The 18,766-nt window shown below is 43.8% G+C and carries 15 protein-coding genes and 1 tRNA gene; 5 read left to right on the forward strand and 11 right to left on the reverse strand.

Annotated elements, in window-relative coordinates; genetic code table 11:
- Positions 1–645, reverse strand: a 645-nt coding sequence (locus C3B73_RS06905; protein ID WP_103664703.1) for an IS1595 family transposase, incomplete at its 3' end; no start/stop codon positions are given.
- A gap of 216 nt (positions 646–861) precedes the next feature.
- On the opposite strand from C3B73_RS06905, the gene C3B73_RS06910 reads away from it, so the two are divergent.
- From C3B73_RS06910 to C3B73_RS06925, 5 genes are all read left to right on the forward strand, one after another.
- Positions 862–1,317, forward strand: a complete 456-nt coding sequence (locus C3B73_RS06910) for a RidA family protein (protein ID WP_103664875.1) — start codon at positions 862–864, stop codon at positions 1,315–1,317.
- 5 nt (positions 1,318–1,322) lie between these two features.
- A complete protein-coding gene (locus tag C3B73_RS06915; protein WP_103664876.1) occupies positions 1,323–2,459 on the forward strand; it encodes an amidohydrolase in 1,137 nt (378 codons plus the stop codon).
- A gap of 105 nt (positions 2,460–2,564) precedes the next feature.
- Positions 2,565–4,112, forward strand: a complete 1,548-nt coding sequence (locus C3B73_RS06920; protein ID WP_103664877.1) for a M20/M25/M40 family metallo-hydrolase — start codon at positions 2,565–2,567, stop codon at positions 4,110–4,112.
- A 279-nt stretch (positions 4,113–4,391) separates the two neighbouring features.
- The gene (locus C3B73_RS14075; protein ID WP_232803054.1) at positions 4,392–4,730 is read left to right on the forward strand and encodes a hypothetical protein; all 339 of its coding nucleotides are present in this window, start codon (positions 4,392–4,394) and stop codon (positions 4,728–4,730) included.
- Positions 4,731–4,756: 26 nt separating this feature from the next.
- Positions 4,757–5,857 carry a TolB-like 6-bladed beta-propeller domain-containing protein gene (locus C3B73_RS06925; RefSeq protein WP_103664878.1) on the forward strand — a complete coding sequence of 367 codons (1,101 nt, stop codon included), beginning with the start codon at positions 4,757–4,759 and terminating at the stop codon, positions 5,855–5,857.
- Positions 5,858–6,182: 325 nt separating this feature from the next.
- Here the strand turns inward: C3B73_RS06925 and rpoC are convergent, their stop codons facing one another.
- From rpoC to tuf, 10 genes are all read right to left on the reverse strand, one after another.
- Positions 6,183–10,499 (reverse strand): DNA-directed RNA polymerase subunit beta', encoded by a 4,317-nt coding sequence (rpoC, locus tag C3B73_RS06930; RefSeq protein ID WP_103664879.1) that lies wholly within the window; start codon positions 10,497–10,499, stop codon positions 6,183–6,185.
- A gap of 30 nt (positions 10,500–10,529) precedes the next feature.
- Positions 10,530–14,345: a DNA-directed RNA polymerase subunit beta gene (gene rpoB / locus C3B73_RS06935; protein WP_103664886.1), complete on the reverse strand. Its 3,816-nt coding sequence runs from the start codon at positions 14,343–14,345 to the stop codon at positions 10,530–10,532.
- Between the two features lie 145 nt (positions 14,346–14,490).
- Positions 14,491–14,868 (reverse strand): 50S ribosomal protein L7/L12, encoded by a 378-nt coding sequence (rplL, locus tag C3B73_RS06940; RefSeq protein WP_103664880.1) that lies wholly within the window; start codon positions 14,866–14,868, stop codon positions 14,491–14,493.
- 51 nt (positions 14,869–14,919) lie between these two features.
- Positions 14,920–15,441 (reverse strand): 50S ribosomal protein L10, encoded by a 522-nt coding sequence (gene rplJ, locus C3B73_RS06945; protein WP_103664881.1) that lies wholly within the window; start codon positions 15,439–15,441, stop codon positions 14,920–14,922.
- A gap of 16 nt (positions 15,442–15,457) precedes the next feature.
- Entirely contained in the window at positions 15,458–16,156 is a 699-nt protein-coding gene (gene rplA, locus C3B73_RS06950; RefSeq protein WP_103664882.1) for a 50S ribosomal protein L1, read from the reverse strand.
- 13 nt (positions 16,157–16,169) lie between these two features.
- Complete coding sequence (gene rplK / locus C3B73_RS06955; RefSeq protein ID WP_103664883.1) at positions 16,170–16,601, reverse strand: 50S ribosomal protein L11; 432 nt, start codon at positions 16,599–16,601, stop codon at positions 16,170–16,172.
- A gap of 75 nt (positions 16,602–16,676) precedes the next feature.
- A complete protein-coding gene (gene nusG, locus C3B73_RS06960) occupies positions 16,677–17,234 on the reverse strand; it encodes a transcription termination/antitermination protein NusG (RefSeq protein WP_103664884.1) in 558 nt (185 codons plus the stop codon).
- A complete protein-coding gene (secE, locus tag C3B73_RS06965; RefSeq protein WP_103664885.1) occupies positions 17,234–17,416 on the reverse strand; it encodes a preprotein translocase subunit SecE in 183 nt (60 codons plus the stop codon). Before secE ends, nusG begins: the two co-directional genes overlap by 1 nt.
- A 17-nt stretch (positions 17,417–17,433) precedes the next feature.
- Positions 17,434–17,506: transfer RNA gene (locus C3B73_RS06970), tRNA-Trp, on the reverse strand.
- Positions 17,507–17,574: 68 nt separating this feature from the next.
- A complete protein-coding gene (gene tuf, locus C3B73_RS06975; protein ID WP_103664402.1) occupies positions 17,575–18,762 on the reverse strand; it encodes an elongation factor Tu in 1,188 nt (395 codons plus the stop codon).
- Positions 18,763–18,766 lie beyond the last annotated feature (4 nt).

The raw sequence follows: 18,766 nt of genomic DNA on the forward strand, positions 1-18,766 counted from the left end.
CAGTAAGATCTTGTATAAGTTTTGATTTCGATGATTAAAGCGATATTCAGTTTCTTTTAAATACACATAAAAATGAGATTTCGATACCCCATTAAATTGAGCCAACCGGCGTTTGGCATAACTCCAAAAAGATTCAATGCCATTAATGTGACTCGAGGAATTGGCGAATTCATCCTGGCCATGTTGAACACGATAATGTTTGTCATAGCCCACATCCACTAGGCCATTATAGCCTCGCCAACCATCACTGTGAATCACACTGGCCGGGGCCACTTTTCCACGTATAATACACTGGAGTGTCTTTTTTCTTGCATCAGGGACAATTTCGGTATAGACTTTGCCCTTACGTTTGAAAATGCCAAAGACAATGGTTTTACCCGAAGCTCCTCGTCCTCGTTTACCAGGAATTCGTCGTGGACCAAAATAAGACTCGTCAACCTCAATGATGCCTTGGATCCGAGCCGATTGCTCAGACCATCGAGCGATGTGATGGCGCAGTTTGTCAAAGATCACGGTAACCGATCGCAATGAAATGCCGGTTAACTCAGCCGTTTCCGTTGCGGTTAAATCTAACGAAAAACACTTGATCAGATGCCGAAATTTAGCTTCTGAAATATGTGACCGTTTATAATACTTGTTATTCATTGTATAGCAATATGTTACAAGATTTTATAACATGCTATACTTCATAAGACCCTAGAGAATTTTCAGGACCTTGAAATATGAAGACTTAACGCATAAGGTATTCGGGTTGGCAATGAAGGTTCATTCAATTGGAAAGGAGTTTCAGGAAGCATCCTGTTAATCAGTAAGAATCCTGCTAAAATCCCGGTTCAAACCGTAATTAATACAAATTAAAGCATGAAAAAATCATCTACACTCATATTAATAAGTACCTTCTTAGTACTTTCTTGCACACAAATAGAGAAGCTTCCAGATAATAAAACGGTTATTCAAACAGATAATGCCCCGGCCTCCATTGGGGTATATTCACAAGCTATACAATTTGGCAATACCCTCTACCTTTCCGGGCAAATAGGCCTGATTCCGGAAACCCGTGAACTTGCTGGGGATGACCTTGAATCACAAACACATCAAACCCTGAAAAACATTAAGGCCGTACTTGAAGCGGCGGGTTATACCATGTCTGATGTGGTAAAAGCACAGGTTTTCCTGGATGATATGGACGACTATGGAGCTTTTAACGACATTTACACTACATACTTCACGGAAGACCCTCCGGCCAGGGCTGTGGTTGAAGTTAGCCGCATACCCTTAGACGCCAAAGTTGAGATCATGGTTACCGCAAGCAAATAAATACTATGTCTGACCTAAAAGATTTTATAAACCTACGCCATACCCTGCATCGTTATCCTGAACTGTATAAGCAGGAATTTGAGACCTCCCGCAGGATCTCTGAATTCATGCAACAGTTTGAACCGGATGAAGAGATCGATGTAGCCGGAACCGGAAAGATGTTCGTATTTGAGGGAAAGAACCCCGGCGAAACTATCCTATTCCGATGCGAACTTGATGCCCTGCCTATTCAGGAGCAGGCCCCAAACCTGGCGTACCGGTCTGCACACGATGGCAAAGCTCACCTTTGTGGGCATGATGGCCACATGACCATCATTGCCTATCTGGGAAAACTGATCTCTGAGAACAGACCCAAAAAAGGCAAAGTGATCCTGCTGTTTCAACCGGCTGAGGAAACCGATCTTGGAGCCAAAGACGTGGTGGAGTCGCCGGAGTTTCATAGGCTCAAACCGGATTATCTGTTTGCTTTGCATAACATTCCCGGAGTTAAGAAACATACTGTTCTCGTTAAAGATGGTAGCTTTTCCGCTGCTTCCTGTGGAATCACTATTAACCTAAAGGGACGCACTTCACATGCAGCGGAACCGGAAAAAGGCAACAATCCATATTTCGCAGCCCAAAAGATCATTGATAACGTACAGACCATGACCACCCGGAAACAGGGGTTTACAGATCATGTTATTTCAACCTTGATCTATATTCGTTTAGGTGAGATATCTTTCGGGGTTTCTCCTTCAGATCTTGAAATGGGAATTACGCTCCGTGCTTATGAAAATCAGGATCTTGATCTACTTTGCCATAAAACAGAAGAGATCATCAAAAAATATGCAGACGAACATCAGCTTGAATGTTCTTTTAGCTATGGAGAGGTCTACCCGGCCACCATCAATAATCCTGATTGTGTGAGTATGGTCAAAAAAGCCTCAGAATCGTTGGGATTTGAAATGATCGAAATGGATAAACCTAACAACTGGTCAGAAGACTTCGCTTACTTCACTGCTACCAACAAAGGAGTTCAATTTGGATATGGAGCCGGAGAAGATCAGCCAAACCTGCACGACCCGTCATATAATTTCCCTGACGACCTGATCGAGCCGGCCGGAAATCTATTTTTCCGGATCTATAAAGACCGCCTGCTTTGACCATTGTTTTTGAGATGTTTAAACGTAAAATTACTTAATTACTGCATTCAGTTAAACTATATAGGCGTATATTCAAACCACACCAATAATTTAAAACGAACTTTTATGAAACGACTGTTACTATTCTTCTTTGCTTTCGTTCTCACAGCGTCTGTTTCTGTAGCCCAGAATACAGATGATATTGTGGAATCGATCATCAAAGAAGCCAACGAAAATTCTCAACTTGAATACCTTGCCCATCAGCTTACTGATGTGATCGGACCCCGTTTAGTTGGAACCCCGCAACAACAACATGCTCACGAATGGGCGGTTGAGCAATTCAACGAATGGGGTATTGATGCCGAAAACCAACAATTTGGAATGTGGCGCGGATGGGAACGAGGCATTACCCACGTTGACCTCCTTTCGCCTCGAGTTGTGTCTCTGGAAGGCCAGCAACTGGCATGGAGTCCTTCTACCCCTGAAGGAGGAGTTACGGCTTCTCTGGCCATCCTCCCGACAGTTGAGGATCAGGCAGAATTTGATGAGTGGCTTAAAACCATTGAAGGTAAGATCGTACTGATCTCACAACCACAGATCACCGGGCGGCCCGACTATAACTGGGAAGAATTTGCGACTGAAGAGTCTTTTGAAAAGATGCGTGAAACCCGGCAAATGTTGAATGAGGAATGGCGTGAAAACATGAGTCGTATTGGTTACGGCCGCGACCTTAATAGTAAACTTGAAGAAGCCGGTGCGGTTGCCTTGTTTCAGTCACGTTGGTCCAATGGTTTTGGAGTTAACAAGATCTTCAGTGCCAACACTGAGAATATACCAGTGATCGATCTTTCCCTCGAAGATTATGGTATGCTTCACCGAATGGTTGAATATGGAAGTGAGCCTGAGGTTCGGGTGAATGCACAATCCAAAGACCTTGGTGATGTACCGATGTTCAATACCATCGCAACTATTCCGGGTACTGAAAAGCCTGACGAATATATCATCCTGTCTGCCCACTACGATTCCTGGGATGGCGGCACCGGTGCTACCGATAATGCTACAGGATCAGTTACTATGATGGAAGTGGCTCGAATTTTGAAGAAACACTATCCAAATCCTAAAAGAACTATTATTGTGGGACTTTGGGGCAGTGAAGAACAAGGCCTAAATGGTTCAGGTGCCTTTGTGGAAGACCATCCTGAGATCGTCGATAACCTACAAGCCCTGTTCAATCAGGATAATGGAACAGGACGAGTGGTTCGTATTTCAGGTCAGGGATTCCTTCATTCCTATGAATTCATTCAGCGATGGATGAACCCTGTACCCCGTGATATTACCCGGCACATTGAAACCACCTTCCCAGGCACCCCCGGTGGCGGAGGATCTGACTACGCTTCTTTTGTGACAGCCGGTGCCCCCGGGTTTTCACTCAGTTCACTCAGCTGGAGCTACTGGAATTATACCTGGCACACCAACCGCGATACTTACGACAAGATCGTGTTTGATGATGTGAGAAATAACGTGATCCTGACGGCTATCATGACCTATATGGCCAGTGAAGATCCTGAGACCTTCCCTCGCGACCGAGCAGTACTACCTATGAATCCTCGTTCCGGTGAGCAAATGACCTGGCCTTCACCCAGAACGCCTAATCGGGATGGTACTAAGAATTAATTAGGTCTGTTTATCTTATTTAAAATGTGAGCCACTCTGAAGGATCAGGGTGGCTTTTTTTATTTGGGTAGATTTGAGGAAAACACTGTCTGATCTTATTTATTGTGGACCGGGAGGTCCACTTGGGCATTCCGAACCGGGAGGTTCGGAACGAGGATTAATTATGTCATTCAGATAGCTGAGAGTGACAAAAAGAAGGATTAAAAACTTATTAAAATAAATTTGCTTTTTAATTGGGAGGGGTATTTTATGCTAACATTTTAATAAAATTTAATAATTATGAGCATTTTCAAAAGTGTAAATATAAAATCTCTTATATTTTCCTTGTTCCTCGTAATATTCACGATTATAAGTCTTGATATTTCATTAAGTAATGAAAGTATAAACGAATACAATCCTATCGGGTTGGATACAGCAATTTATCCTAACGAAGCCACAGCTCAAAATGTTTGTACATTTAATTGTCGAAGAGGCTTAGATGATTGTGATGGGGCACCCGATTGTACGCAAAGGTATATTTGTGATAGCGGCTGCGGAGTATGCACTATAAAATGGATTAAATATACTTCTGGATCTACTTCAGGAAAGTGTAATAACAGTGGTGTAGTTGTTGATTGACCAATTTTCAATTTACAATGATAAACATGAGTATCAATATTTCTTTTAAAAATTTTATCAATAGATACTATTCTGTAATAATTATTGCTGCTTTTATAATAGTTAGTTGTGACAAATTTGAGCAAGTTCACAATAAAACAATTTCTAAATTACCAACACCGAGTGATACTCTGTTTGTAAACAATATTCATTTCCTTGCGGATTCAACCCGTATTTTAAATCCTCTTACTGCAATAAATGTAAATGACCGATATTTAGTGGTTAATGATTATATTGACCATAATTTTCTCAAAGTATTTTCAATACCTGACTTTGATTTATCTTACTCTTGGGGAAGACAGGGAAGGGGCCCAGGTGAGTTTATGGCTATACCAACTGATTTAGGTACTACTGAGAATAATTTATTTCTTTTCGATCCTTTATCTCAAACACTTAAATTTTTTTCAGTTTCAGATTCTTCTTTGAAATATATAGATGAAAGTGATTTAAATTTTGATGGACAAGTTACCCCTCTAAACAGAATTCACAGAATTAGTAATGAATTATATTTTGCAGATTATGGTGGGGACAATGCAATTTCCTCAGCCGATGAAAATTTTGAGCATATCGCTCTTCAGCCTGAAAATACAAAACCCATATTTACTTTTGGGAACTATCCGGAATCTGACTTAGATGGTTTTGAAAAGTATGCCAAATTTATAAAGACTAACTGGGGTAAACCTGATGGAACACTTTTTGTTACAGCATATATCTCAGCAGATAACAGGATAAAAATATATAATGCAAGAGGGATACTCAAACATGATGTCATAATAACAAATCCAAATTCAGAATCTAATGAAGTCGTAGATGATTATCTATATAGAACTGTTAAATGGGCATCAGATAAACACATTTACTTTCTTGGCTTATATGGTTCTCAAGAAATGATATACAATCCAAAATTTGACTCAACGTATAATACATCTCTCGAAATCTGGGATTGGGAGGGTAACCCAATATCAGTGTATAGTTTTGATAAACCGATTATTAATTTCACAGTAAGTGAACACCTTGGTAAAATTTACGGATACACCCTTCACTCGGATGATAAAGTGTTTGAATACTCTTTACCTGAAATATATTAAATACACTAGGTAACGTATAGGTTTTTTTAAAAGTGAATTGAAAGTCCAGCTAAGTTAAATGTGTAATGAACTGCTTTAATAATTTCTATTATTAACATTTTCAATGATTTTAGCCATTCTGATTTATCAGGGTGGCTATTTTAATTAGTTGGGTTTGGTGGAAATACTATCCACTCTTATTCCATGTGGATCGGGAGGTCCACTTGGGCATTTCGAACCGGGAGGTTCGGAACGAGGATATATCCATTTATTTCACAAACATAAAAAAGCCTCGTTCAACTTAATGAACGAGGCTTCAATTTGTTAGTAGAAAGCTAACGAGGGATTAGTCTTCGGCTTCAGCTGTTTCGCTTTCGCCGTTTTCACTGCCACCAAGTTCTTCAAACACCTTGGCGATCTCCTCGTCTCCTTCTTCCATATCTTTCTTCGAACCAACCACGATGTCTTCGTAGTCGCGAAGTCCGGTTCCGGCAGGTACTTTATGTCCAACCACCACATTCTCTTTGAGTCCGCGGAGGAAGTCTTTCTTAGCTTCAATAGAAGCCTGAGTCAGTACCTTGGTTGTTTCCTGGAATGAAGCTGCAGATAACCAGCTATCAGTAGACAGGGCAGCTCTTGTGATACCCAACAGAATTGGCTTTGAAATAGCCGGCTCTGCTTCTCGGGTTTCGAGCTCTTCTTTACCGTCTTTGATCAATTGATTATTGTGATCACGTACCTGACGACGATCAAGGATCGTTCCTTTCTTAAGATCAGAACCACCTTCGTTTGTTACCACAAACTTACCGATCAGTTCGTCATTACGGTCGTTAACTTCAAAACGATCCACTTTATCACCTTCGAGGAACATGGTGTCGCCCGGATCGGTGATCTCTACCTTCTGCATCATAGTGCGAACAATGGTCTCAATGTGCTTGTCATTGATCTTCACACCCTGTAGTCGGTATACCTCCTGAATTTCATTCACGAGATATGACTGTACTGCATAAGGACCGAGGATATTCAGAATATCCTGAGCCGGAATAGTACCGTCAGAAAGTGGCTGACCTGCTTTCACAAAATCGTTGGACTGAACCAGGATATGCTTACTTAGCGAGATCAGGTACTTCTTCTCATCTGTACCATCCTTAGACTTAACGAATACTTCCTGGGAACCACGCTTACGTCCACCCATTTCAACAATACCGTCAATTTCAGAAACAACGGCAGGTTCACTTGGGGAACGAGCTTCAAAGAGCTCAGTAATACGTGGAAGACCCGCGGTAATATCCTTAGACTTGGAAGCCACACGAGGTATCTTGGCGATAACCTGACCGGCTTCAACTTTTGCACCGTCATCAACTACAATATGCGTATCAACCGGAAGGGTGGTTTCGCGGATGCGATCCTTGCTTCCCTTGATCATAATGGTTGGAACCAGTGAACGGTCTTTGGAATCAGTAATTACTTTTTCACGGTGACCGGTTTGAGCATCGGTATCTTCAGATGAAGTCACTCCATCAATGATATCCTTGTACTCAATGGTACCGTCAATTTCTGAGAAGATCAGGGCGTTATACGGATCCCACTTACAGAGCACTGCTCCTTTAGGAACCATATCGCCATCTTCAACCAACATCTCAGAACCGTAAGGTACGTTGTACGTAATGAGGGTAGATCCTTCATCATTGATGATCTTGATCTCACCCGCACGAGAAAGAACCACATTGTGATCCTCTTCGCCGTCGTTGTAAACAACCACGCGTACGTTTTCGAATTCAACCTTACCTTCAAATTTGGTTTTGTGCTGGGATTCAGCCTCTAAACGGGAAGCTGTACCACCAACGTGGAAGGTTCTAAGTGTAAGCTGCGTACCCGGCTCACCAATAGACTGAGCCGCGATAACACCTACCGCTTCACCTTTTTCAACCATAGTTCCACGGGCAAGGTCACGTCCGTAACACTTAGCACACACTCCACGAGGAGTTTCACATGTAAGTACTGAACGGATCTCAACTTCTTCGATCGAAGTCTCAGCGATCTTGCCGGCAACGGTTTCATCGATCACCTGATTTGACTCACAAATGAGCTCATCAGAGATCGGGTCATAAATATCATGCAGTGACACACGTCCCAGAATACGGTCTTCAAGACTTTCAATGATATCCTCATTGTCTTTCAGAGCCGTCATCTTGATACCACGGAGGGTACCACAATCTGTTTCGTTAATGATCACATCCTGTGATACATCCACAAGGCGTCGGGTCAGGTAACCGGCATCAGCTGTTTTAAGAGCCGTATCAGCCAGACCTTTACGAGCACCGTGAGTAGAGATAAAGTACTCAAGAACCGTCAGTCCCTCTTTGAAAGAAGAAAGGATCGGGTTTTCAATTACCTCATTACCCTGCTGCATGGAACTCTTCTGAGGCTTCGCCATCAGTCCACGCATACCACCAAGCTGTCGGATCTGCTCTTTAGAACCACGAGCACCGGAGTCAGCCATCATAAATACCGGGTTGAAACCATTTCTGTCGTTGGCCAAAGCCTGAAACAGGGTTTCAGATACACGGTTTGTAGTGGATGTCCACTTATCAATTACCTGATTATAACGCTCATTATCGGTAATGAAACCCATTTCATATCGGCCCTGAACGTCTGTTACCTCGTCCTTGGCTTTGGTAATGAGTTCTTCCTTGGCATCCGGGATGATGATATCGTCAAGGCTGAATGACAGACCACCAATGGTAGCCTCTTCATAACCAAGCTTCTTCATATCATCCAGGAAGGCAGATGTCTTAGCAGTACCTACCTTGTCATGGATCTCACCGATCAGATTTCTCAGTTCTTTTTTACCGAGAGTTCTGTTGATGAACGGGATCTCATCCGGTACGATCTCATTAAAGATCACGCGACCGGTTGAGGTCTTAATTACTTCGTACGTTTGTTCGCCTTCCTCATTTACAACAGGGATACGAACATTGATCTTGGCATGAGCATCAAGTTTGCCCTGATCAAATGCGACCAGCACTTCTGCAGGTGATGAGAAGGTCTTGCCTTCACCTAAACTGCCATCATCCGGCTTGGTCAGGTAATACAGACCCAGGATCATATCCTGTGAAGGAACGGCGATAGGACCACCGTTTGCTGGTGCTAAAATGTTGTGTGACCCTAACATCAATACCGATGCTTCAAGAATCGCATCATGGCTCAATGGAAGGTGAACCGCCATCTGGTCACCATCAAAGTCAGCGTTGAACGCTGTACAAGCAAGCGGGTGAAGTCGGATAGCTTTTTCCTCGATCAGTACCGGCTGGAATGCCTGAATACCCAACCTGTGCAATGTTGGAGCACGGTTAAGAAGAACAGGGTGTCCGTCAATTACATTTTCAAGGACTTCCCATACAACGGCATCACGTCGGTCAACTACTTTCTTGGCGCTCTTTACCGTTTTCACATATCCACGCTCAATGAGTCGGCGGATAATGAATGGTTTGTAGAGCTCAACCGCCATTTCTTTAGGCAGACCACATTCGTGCATTTTCAGCTCAGGTCCTACCACAATTACGGAACGGCCGGAGTAGTCAACACGCTTACCGAGGAGGTTCTGACGGAAACGGCCACTCTTACCTTTCAGCATATCTGAAAGAGACTTCAGTGGACGGTTGTTATTCCGTACAGCGTTTGATTTTCTTGAGTTGTCGTAGAGTGAATCAACGGCTTCCTGCAGCATGCGTTTCTCGTTACGGAGTATCACATCAGGAGCTTTGATATCGATCAATCGCTTCAGACGATTGTTACGGATGATCACTCGACGGTAAAGGTCGTTAAGGTCAGATGTTGCAAATCTACCACCTTCAAGAGGTACCAATGGGCGCAGTTCCGGTGGAATAACCGGGATCACGCTTTGTACCATCCACTCAGGGCGGTTTTCAGTGTGCTGATTTGCAGCACGGAAAGATTCAATTACCTGAAGACGCTTCAGCTTTTTCTTCTTACGCATTTGTGAAGTTTCGTTCTTCACTTCATAACGTAACTGATAAGCAAGTTCATCAAGATCAAGATCACCAAGGAGTGCTTCAAGAGCGTCGGCTCCTTCCTTCACGATGAATTTGTCATCATCGTCGTCATCAAGTTCTTGATTATCCTCAGGAAGCTGCTCCTGAATATCCCATTTTTCTTCCTCAGAGATCATGTCACCCTGTGCGTAACCGAGGTCACGCGCAACACCGGGATTAATGATCACAAAAGTCTCATAATAGACGATCTTATCCAGGTTCTTGGAAGACATTCCAAGCAGGTAAGCGATCTTGTTTGGAAGAGATTTGAAGTACCAGATATGTACAACCGGAACGGTCAGGGTAATATGCCCCATTCGCTCGCGACGTACTGCTTTTCGGGTAACTTCCACACCGCAACGGTCGCAGATGATACCTTTGTAGCGAATACGCTTGTACTTACCGCAATGGCATTCGTAATCTTTTACCGGGCCGAAGATCTTTTCGCAGAAAAGACCATCCATTTCCGGTTTGAATGTTCTGTAGTTTATTGTCTCAGGAGTCAAGACTTCACCGTGAGAACGAGATAAAATCGTCTCAGCGGAAGCAAGGGATACCCCAATGCTGTCGAAGTCTTTCGTGACTGTTAATGTCTTAGTTACTGGCAAGGATGTTCCTCCAAATTATTAACAGTGAAATTATTCAATGTGCATTTCAAGGCCGAGACCCATAAGCTCTCGTAACAATACCTTGAATGATTCGGGCACGTCACCATCAGGCAGGTTCTCACCTTTAACGATGGCTTCATAAACTTTAGAGCGCCCTTTAACGTCATCACTTTTTACAGTGAGCATTTCTTTCAGGATGCTGGATGCACCGTATGCATACAATGCCCAAACCTCCATCTCACCAAGTCGCTGGCCACCAAACTGAGCTTTACCACCCAATGGTTGCTGCGTGATCAATGAATATGGACCAATAGAACGGGCATGCATCTTGTCCTGAATCAGGTGATTCAGTTTCAGCATGTAGATGTATCCTACCGTGGTCTTCTGAGCAAATGGCTCACCTGTACGACCGTCATATAATTTAACACGGCCATCTTCAGGTAATCCGGCTTCTCTTAATTGCTCACGAACTTCATCCATGGAAGCACCGTCGAAAATAGGGGATGCAAAAGTCACACCCATTTTCTTGGCAGCCCAACCTAGAATGGTTTCATAGATCTGACCAAGGTTCATACGAGAAGGTACACCAAGTGGGTTCAGGCAGATGTCAACAGGCGTTCCGTCTTCCATGAACGGCATGTCTTCCTGCGGTACGATCTTGGCAACAACACCTTTGTTACCGTGACGACCCGCCATCTTATCACCTACTTTCAGCTTACGCTTTTTGGCAACGTAAACTTTGGCTTTCTGAATGATTCCCGGTGGCAACTCATCTCCTACCTGTATCGCAAACTTACGACGTTTGGCTTCAGTATCGATCTCTCGGCGAAGCTCACGGTAGTTGGCAAACAGTTTCTTAACAAGCTTAACCAGCTCGCCATCGGTTGCCCAGTCAATATTCTCATTGATGTTAACCGGATCCAGCTCTTCAAATACAGACTTTTTGTACTTCTCTCCTTTCGGGATCAGTTCAACATGACTGTAATTGTATACACCCGGAGACGTCTTATCACGAAGCAGTGAGTACATCTTATCAGCCCATTGCTGATTCAACTCGGCTACTTTTTGTGCATGACGTTCTTCTTCCTGCTCAACGCGTTTCTTCTCTTCCTTACGGGAGATCAGCTCATCGCGCTTACGGCTAAAGAGTTTGGTATCAATTACGGTACCTTCAACACTTGGAGGTACTTTCAGGGATGCATCTTTTACATCACCCGCTTTGTCACCGAAGATCGCTCTCAACAGTTTCTCTTCCGGTGTAGGATCTGTTTCACCTTTCGGAGTGATCTTACCTACCAGAATGTCACCATGTTCGATCTTAGCACCGATACGGATAATTCCACGCTCATCAAGATTAGCGGTGGCTTCCTCACTCACATTAGGAATCTCGCGCGTCAGTTCTTCTTCACCACGCTTGGTGTCGCGAACCTGCTGCTCAAATTCCGTTACGTGAATGGATGTATAGATATCATCCTGTACAATTCTTTCACTTACAACGATGGCATCCTCAAAGTTATAACCTCTCCACGGCATGAATGCCACAAGCAGGTTACGGCCAAGAGCCAGCTCACCTTTGTCAGTAGAACAACCATCAGCAAGAGCCTGTCCGGCTTTCACTTTATCTCCGATCTTCACAACCGGTCGCTGGTTGATCGTTGTATCCTGGTTAGTTCTTACAAATTTCGTCAGGTCATACGATTTAACTCCACCATCGAAGTAGCAATTTTGCTCATCTTCTGTGCGGTCGTATTTAACTCTGATCTCCGTTGCACTTACATATACCACTTCACCATCAGCATCGGCTGTGATGATAGCACGTGAATCACGAGCTGCACGTTGCTCCAAACCGGTTCCAACCACAGGGGCTTCAGGACGCAACAATGGTACGGCCTGACGCTGCATGTTAGAACCCATCAGGGCACGGTTAGCATCATCGTGTTCAATGAACGGGATCAACGCTGCTGCCAGAGATGTGATCTGGTTGGTAGCAACGTCCATATATTCAATTTCTTCCGGCTTAACACGCAGGTAGTTACCTTCACGTGTTCTGGAGAAAATGGCATCTGTTTCAAACATGCCTTTGTCATCGATCTCGGCGTTAGCCTGAGCGATCACTGTCTCATCTTCCTGCTCAGCAGCCAGATATTCAACATCTTTAGTTACCTTACCTTCTTTCACTTTACGGTAAGGTGTTTCAATAAATCCAAAATCATTCACTTTGGCATGAACACACAATGAAGAGATCAAACCAATGTTTGGACCCTCAGGTGTTTCAATGGGGCAAAGTCGACCATAGTGGGTGTAGTGAACGTCACGAACCTCAAAACCGGCCCGCTCTCGTGTCAAACCACCTGGACCCAATGCAGACATACGTCGTTTGTGAGTCAGCTCAGCAATTGGATTCGTTTGATCCATAAACTGAGATAACTGATTGGTTCCGAAGAATGTGTTGATCACACTTGAGATCGTACGAGCATTTACCAGATCCTGAGGAGTTAACTGCTCAGCATCACGAGAGTTCATTCTCTCACGGATGGTACGTGCCATTCGGGCAAGGCCAATGGCAAACTGCTGTCCAAGTTGTTCTCCAACTGTACGAACACGTCTGTTACTTAAGTGATCAATGTCATCCACCTGAGACTTCATGTTCTTCAGACGGATAACTTCTTTCACGATCGCAACAATATCTTCTTTGGTCAGATACTGAAGATTATTTTCCTGATCCAGTTTCAGACGTTTGTTCAATCGATATCGACCAACTTCACCCAGATCATATTTCTTATCGCTGAAGAATAATCTTTCCAGGATAGAACGTGCAGTTTCAGGATCAGGCATTTCACCTGATCTGATCTGCTGATAGATCTCGCCAAGAGCAGAAGATTCATCATAAGTTGGATCCTTACGAAGAGTGTTCATCATTACAGAACGCTCTGATTCTTCGGCGGTGATCTTCTGTACAAGAACTTTTTCTACTTCAGCGTCCTTCAGTGATCCGTAATCATCTTCAGTCAGTTCATGATCACGTTCAAAGATGATCTGACGATTCAGGGCTTCAGTTACTTCGCCTGTTTCGTCATCAACTACTTCTTCCATGCTTTCTACAACAATATTCTCGGCAAGTCTCTTACCTACCAGTTTTTTGTTGTAATCTGCTTTAGAACCAAACTTGATATCTTCTGACAGCTCAAACAAGCTTAACAATTCAATATCAGACGAGTACCCAAGGGCTCTTAACAGAGTGGTTGCAGGAACTTTCTTCTTACGATCGATATAAGCCCACAGAACGTCTCTGATATCTGTTGTGAACTCTATCCAGGATCCTTTAAAAGGAATCACACGTGCAGAATAAAGTTGTGTTCCGTTAGGGTGAACATTCTGTCCAAAGAATACACCGGGTGATCTGTGAAGCTGACTTACAATAACACGCTCAGCACCATTTACAATAAAGGTACCGCGATTTGTCATCCACGGAAGATCTCCTAAGAAAACTTCCTGTTCAATGGTTTCACTGGCTTCATCACTGTCATCAACCGATGAAAGTCTAAGCTTTGCTTTTAACGGAACAGAATAGGTCAGGCCACGATCCTGACATTCAGCTTCGGTATAGCGTGGAACATCTACGTTATAGTATAGAAATTCGAGAATATGTGTTTCACGACTATCCTGAATAGGAAAATTTTCATTAAAAATACGTTGCAAGCCTTGATTTGCTCTCTCATTAGGGGCAATATCAAGCTGAACGAATTTTTCGAAAGACTCTAACTGAATATCCAGAAAATCGGGATAATCCAGCACGTGTTTGGTTTTTCCAAACGATAGGCGTTCCGTGTTGGGAATAGTTTGCATCTTCTTGCTCAAAAGGAACCTCTCCTCTTAGATTGAAGGTAATTTATACGGGCAAACCCCAAGTATATTGGGGTCGGTTAATTAAGACGCCAATAGCCAATACCGATTTAACGGCATTGGCTAATAACGAATTTTTAAGTAAGAGTTACTTAAGCTCTACTTCGGCACCAGCTTCTTCAAGCTTGGATTTGATATCTTCTGCTTCGTCTTTGGAAACAGCTTCTTTAACAGTGCCAGGAGCTCCGTCAACAAGTTCTTTAGCTTCTTTCAAGCCAAGACCGGTAATACCGCGTACTTCTTTGATAACAGCGATTTTCTTAGCACCGGCACTCTTCAGAACTACGTCAAACTCAGTTTGCTCTTCTCCGCCACCGGCATCTCCGCCACCAGCAGGTCCAGCTACTGCAACAGCAGCTTGAGCAGGTTTGATATCGTATTCTTCTTCAAGAATAGTTGCAAGTTCGTTTGCTTCTTTGATTGTTAGGTTGACAAGCTGTTCAGCTAAATCTTTAACGTCAGCCATTTTATTTCTCCAGTTGTTTTAAATAAAAAAATTCTAGTTGATAAATAAGGGTTATTCTTCGCCTTTTTCAGCGATGGTGTTAATAGCACCAACAAGGTTAGATCCTTGTGAGTTAAGTGCACCAACTACATTTGATAGAGGTGACATTAACAGACCAAGGATGTCTCCAATAATCTCGTTCTTGGACTTCATAGCTGCCAGAACGTCCAGTTTATCCTCGCTGTAGAAATCACCATCTACAATTGCGGCTTTAAACTGTGGCTTATTGTGCTCCTTGATAAAATCTTTCAATACCTTGGCAGGTGCAGATAATTCTTCTTCTACAAAAGCAAAAGCATTCTGCTCAACCAAAGAAGGTATGATCTCATCATATCCACCAACCTTCTCCATTGCGAGCTTCATCAGCTTATTCTTGTATACTTTGAAGCGAATATCTCCCTTACGAAATGCACCACGCAGTTCATTAACTTCAGGTACCGACATTCCGGAATAATTAGTGATATAAAGAGCACTAGAGTTTTCCAGTTTTTCGGCAATTTCGTCTAAGACTGCTTGCTTTTCTGCAGTAGGCATAATTCAATTCCTCCTTTTATAGGGATGTTACTGCGGTTCTGCTTAACGGGATGCTTGGTCCCATCGTACTGCTCATGAAAACACTTTTCACGTACAGTCCTTTAGCGGAAGCGGGTTTCAAATTCATAACGGTTCTGAAGAATGCTTCTGCATTTTCTTTCAGATCGCTTGCGTCGAAACTCACTTTACCAACAGATGTATGAAGGATTCCGGTCTTATCAACACGGAAATCGATCTGTCCGGCTTTAACTGTTTTCACAGCATCGGCCACATCCATTGTTACGGTTCCACTTTTTGGGTTAGGCATCAGTCCGCGGGGCCCTAAAAAGCGCCCAAGCTTACCGAGTTTCCCCATTACGTCAGGTGTGGCGATAATAACGTCTATATCGGTCCACCCTTCTTCAATTTTTTCGATGTAATCATCAAGACCAACATGGTCGGCACCAGCTTCTCTGGCTTCATCTTGTTTGGCTTCATTAACGAGAGCCAACACACGAACTTCTTTACCCGTACCGTGAGGCAAGCTCACTGTACCGCGGACCATTTGGTCTGCATGTCGTGGGTCAACACCTAAACGGATATCAATATCCACTGAGGCATCGAAGTTTGTGTTTGATGTTTTTTTAACCAGATCGCACGCTTCTTCCAAAGTATACTCTACTTCGGGGTTCACGAGTGCCACGGCCTGTTGATATTTCTTTCCTCTTTTTGCCATGATCACAATTTCCTTACTTTTCGCGATTTACTCTAAGACCCATACTGCGAGCCGTTCCTGCAATCATTTCCGCACCAGCTTCGACGTCAAACGCATTTAAGTCTTCCATCTTTTCTTGTGCAATTTCTTTGCATTGGCTCCAGGTTACTGTACCTACTTTATTTCGGTTAGGTTCACCTGATCCGGACTTGATTTTCGCTGCTTTCTTAAGAAGCACAGGTGCTGGTGGGGTCTTTGTTTTAAATGTAAAAGACTTATCAGCATAAACCGTGATCTCAACAGGAACAACAGTTCCGGCCTTGTCCTGAGTCTTAGCGTTAAAGGCTTTACAAAACTCCATAATATTGATTCCTGCCTGACCGAGTGCCGGTCCAACAGGTGGTGCAGGGTTTGCCTGCCCCCCAACAATCTGGAGCTTCAGGATGTTCTCAACTTTTTTAGCCATGGATTCTCAGGATCCTATAATTAATAACTTCTGTTTATTTGTGCGTAATAGCTAGTGTGCATCAACTAGGTTCTTTTATGTAGCGGATTCAACTTGGTTAACATCAACTTCAACCGGAGTCTTACGGCCAAAAATACTGACCATCACTCTTAGTTTGAGTTTTTCAGGATTCACTTCCTGAACGGTTCCGTCAAAATCTTTGAACGGACCGGATATCACTTTAACCAGGTCTCCCTCGCTGTACGGAATTTCAATATTCCGCATTTCATCACCACTATCTTTCACTCTGCCTATGATGCGTTTGACTTCGTGATCTTTAAGTGGCTTAGGCACCGTTTCATTCTTTCCAACCTTCAAAAAACCAAGGCAGGATGGCGCCGATTGTATCAAATTATTTACTTCTTCATCATAATGAGTATTCAAAAGGATATAACCCGGAAAGAAGTTTTTCTCTCGGGTACGTTTCTTTCCAGATCTGATCTCAACTACTGTTTCAGTAGGAATAAGGACTTCCTTGATCTTATCTTCAAGGCCTTGTTCTTCGATCTCTCTTTCAAGAAACTCTTTTACCTTTTTTTCATGGCTTGAAAAGCAGCGTACTACGTACCAGCCATGTTCTTGTTCTTTACTCATTAGTTATAAATAGCTTCTAAAATGGTGCTATACAATTGATCAACACCAAAAATGAAAACTGATATAATGATAGAAAAGACAACTACAATGATCGTGTTGTCAATCAATTCCTTTTGCGTTGGCCAAGATACCTTCTTGAACTCCTGAACAACACCATCAAAAAAATTATTAATCTTACTCATATGATTGTACTTGTTTGCACGGGTGGAGAGGCTCGAACTCCCGACACCTGGTTTTGGAGACCAGTGCTCTGCCAACTGAGCTACACCCGTGTAAAGTGCACAAGAGTGGCCACCAAAGTAACCACTCTCTGCACTGGTCTAAGTTCAGGTAGACTAACTTAGTCTAAGATTTTAGTTACCACTCCGGCGCCCACTGTACGGCCACCTTCGCGTATCGCAAATCGCAATCCTTCTTCCATCGCCACCGGCTGGATCAGGGTTACGTTTAATTTCACATTGTCGCCTGGCATTACCATCTCAACGCCGTCTGGCAGCTCACAAGAGCCGGTCACATCGGTGGTTCTGAAGTAAAACTGCGGGCGATAGCCTTTGAAGAATGGCGTGTGACGACCACCCTCATCTTTACTCAATACATACACCTCACACTCAAACTTCTTATGCGGGGTGATCGAGCCCGGCTTACACAGTACCATACCGCGCTGCAGCTGCTCCTTGTTAATACCACGCAGCAGAATACCGGCGTTGTCTCCGGCCTGACCCTGGTCAAGCATACGGCGGAACATCTCAATACCGGTTACTACCGTCTTCATTGGCTCTTCAACGATACCAACGATCTCAATCTCATCATTCAGCTTCAGCACGCCACGCTCAATACGTCCGGTAGCCACGGTTCCACGACCGGTGATAGAGAATACATCCTCTACCGGCATCAGGAACGGCTTGTCTACGTCACGCTCTGGCGTTGGAATCGTCTCGTCAACGGCTTTCATCAGCTCAACGATCTTCTCTTCCCACTCAGCTTCACCGTTCAGCGCGCCAAGGGCAGATCCCTGGATCACAGGAATGTTGTCGCCATCAAATTCATACGAGGACAGAAGCTCACGCACTTCCAGCTCTACCAGCTCCAGCAGCTCTTCATCGTCTACCAGATCCACCTTGTTCATAAAGACCACGATCTGTGGCACTCCAACCTGGCGGGCAAGCAGAATGTGCTCGCGCGTCTGTGGCATCGGACCATCCGTGGCAGCTACCACCAAAATAGCTCCGTCCATCTGAGCCGCTCCCGTTACCATGTTCTTCACATAGTCGGCGTGACCCGGACAGTCAACGTGGGCATAGTGACGCTCGTCGGTTTCGTACTCTACGTGGGCCGTCGCAATCGTAATACCGCGCTCACGCTCTTCCGGCGCATTGTCAATATCCGCAAATTGCTTCGCTACTCCACCATAGGTCTTCGCCATTACCGTCGTAATCGCTGCCGTCAGTGTCGTTTTTCCGTGATCTACGTGGCCTATCGTGCCTACGTTTACGTGGGGCTTATTCCGTTGAAAGGTCTCTTTTGCCATGATT

Origin of the sequence: Gracilimonas amylolytica (assembly GCF_002911695.1) — a bacterium.
GTDB classification, from domain to species: domain Bacteria; phylum Bacteroidota; class Rhodothermia; order Balneolales; family Balneolaceae; genus Gracilimonas; species Gracilimonas amylolytica.

Coding starts and splice junctions, on each gene's coding strand:
- tuf (WP_103664402.1), bottom strand. CDS start 18,762: ATGGCAAAAGAGACCTTTCAACGGAATAAGCCCCACGTAAACGTAGGC.
- C3B73_RS06920 (WP_103664877.1), top strand. CDS start 2,565: ATGAAACGACTGTTACTATTCTTCTTTGCTTTCGTTCTCACAGCGTCT.
- C3B73_RS06910 (WP_103664875.1), top strand. CDS start 862: ATGAAAAAATCATCTACACTCATATTAATAAGTACCTTCTTAGTACTT.
- rplK (WP_103664883.1), bottom strand. CDS start 16,601: ATGGCTAAAAAAGTTGAGAACATCCTGAAGCTCCAGATTGTTGGGGGG.
- rpoB (WP_103664886.1), bottom strand. CDS start 14,345: ATGCAAACTATTCCCAACACGGAACGCCTATCGTTTGGAAAAACCAAA.
- C3B73_RS14075 (WP_232803054.1), top strand. CDS start 4,392: ATGAGCATTTTCAAAAGTGTAAATATAAAATCTCTTATATTTTCCTTG.
- secE (WP_103664885.1), bottom strand. CDS start 17,416: ATGAGTAAGATTAATAATTTTTTTGATGGTGTTGTTCAGGAGTTCAAG.
- rplA (WP_103664882.1), bottom strand. CDS start 16,156: ATGGCAAAAAGAGGAAAGAAATATCAACAGGCCGTGGCACTCGTGAAC.
- C3B73_RS06925 (WP_103664878.1), top strand. CDS start 4,757: ATGAGTATCAATATTTCTTTTAAAAATTTTATCAATAGATACTATTCT.
- rplL (WP_103664880.1), bottom strand. CDS start 14,868: ATGGCTGACGTTAAAGATTTAGCTGAACAGCTTGTCAACCTAACAATC.
- rplJ (WP_103664881.1), bottom strand. CDS start 15,441: ATGCCTACTGCAGAAAAGCAAGCAGTCTTAGACGAAATTGCCGAAAAA.
- nusG (WP_103664884.1), bottom strand. CDS start 17,234: ATGAGTAAAGAACAAGAACATGGCTGGTACGTAGTACGCTGCTTTTCA.
- C3B73_RS06915 (WP_103664876.1), top strand. CDS start 1,323: ATGTCTGACCTAAAAGATTTTATAAACCTACGCCATACCCTGCATCGT.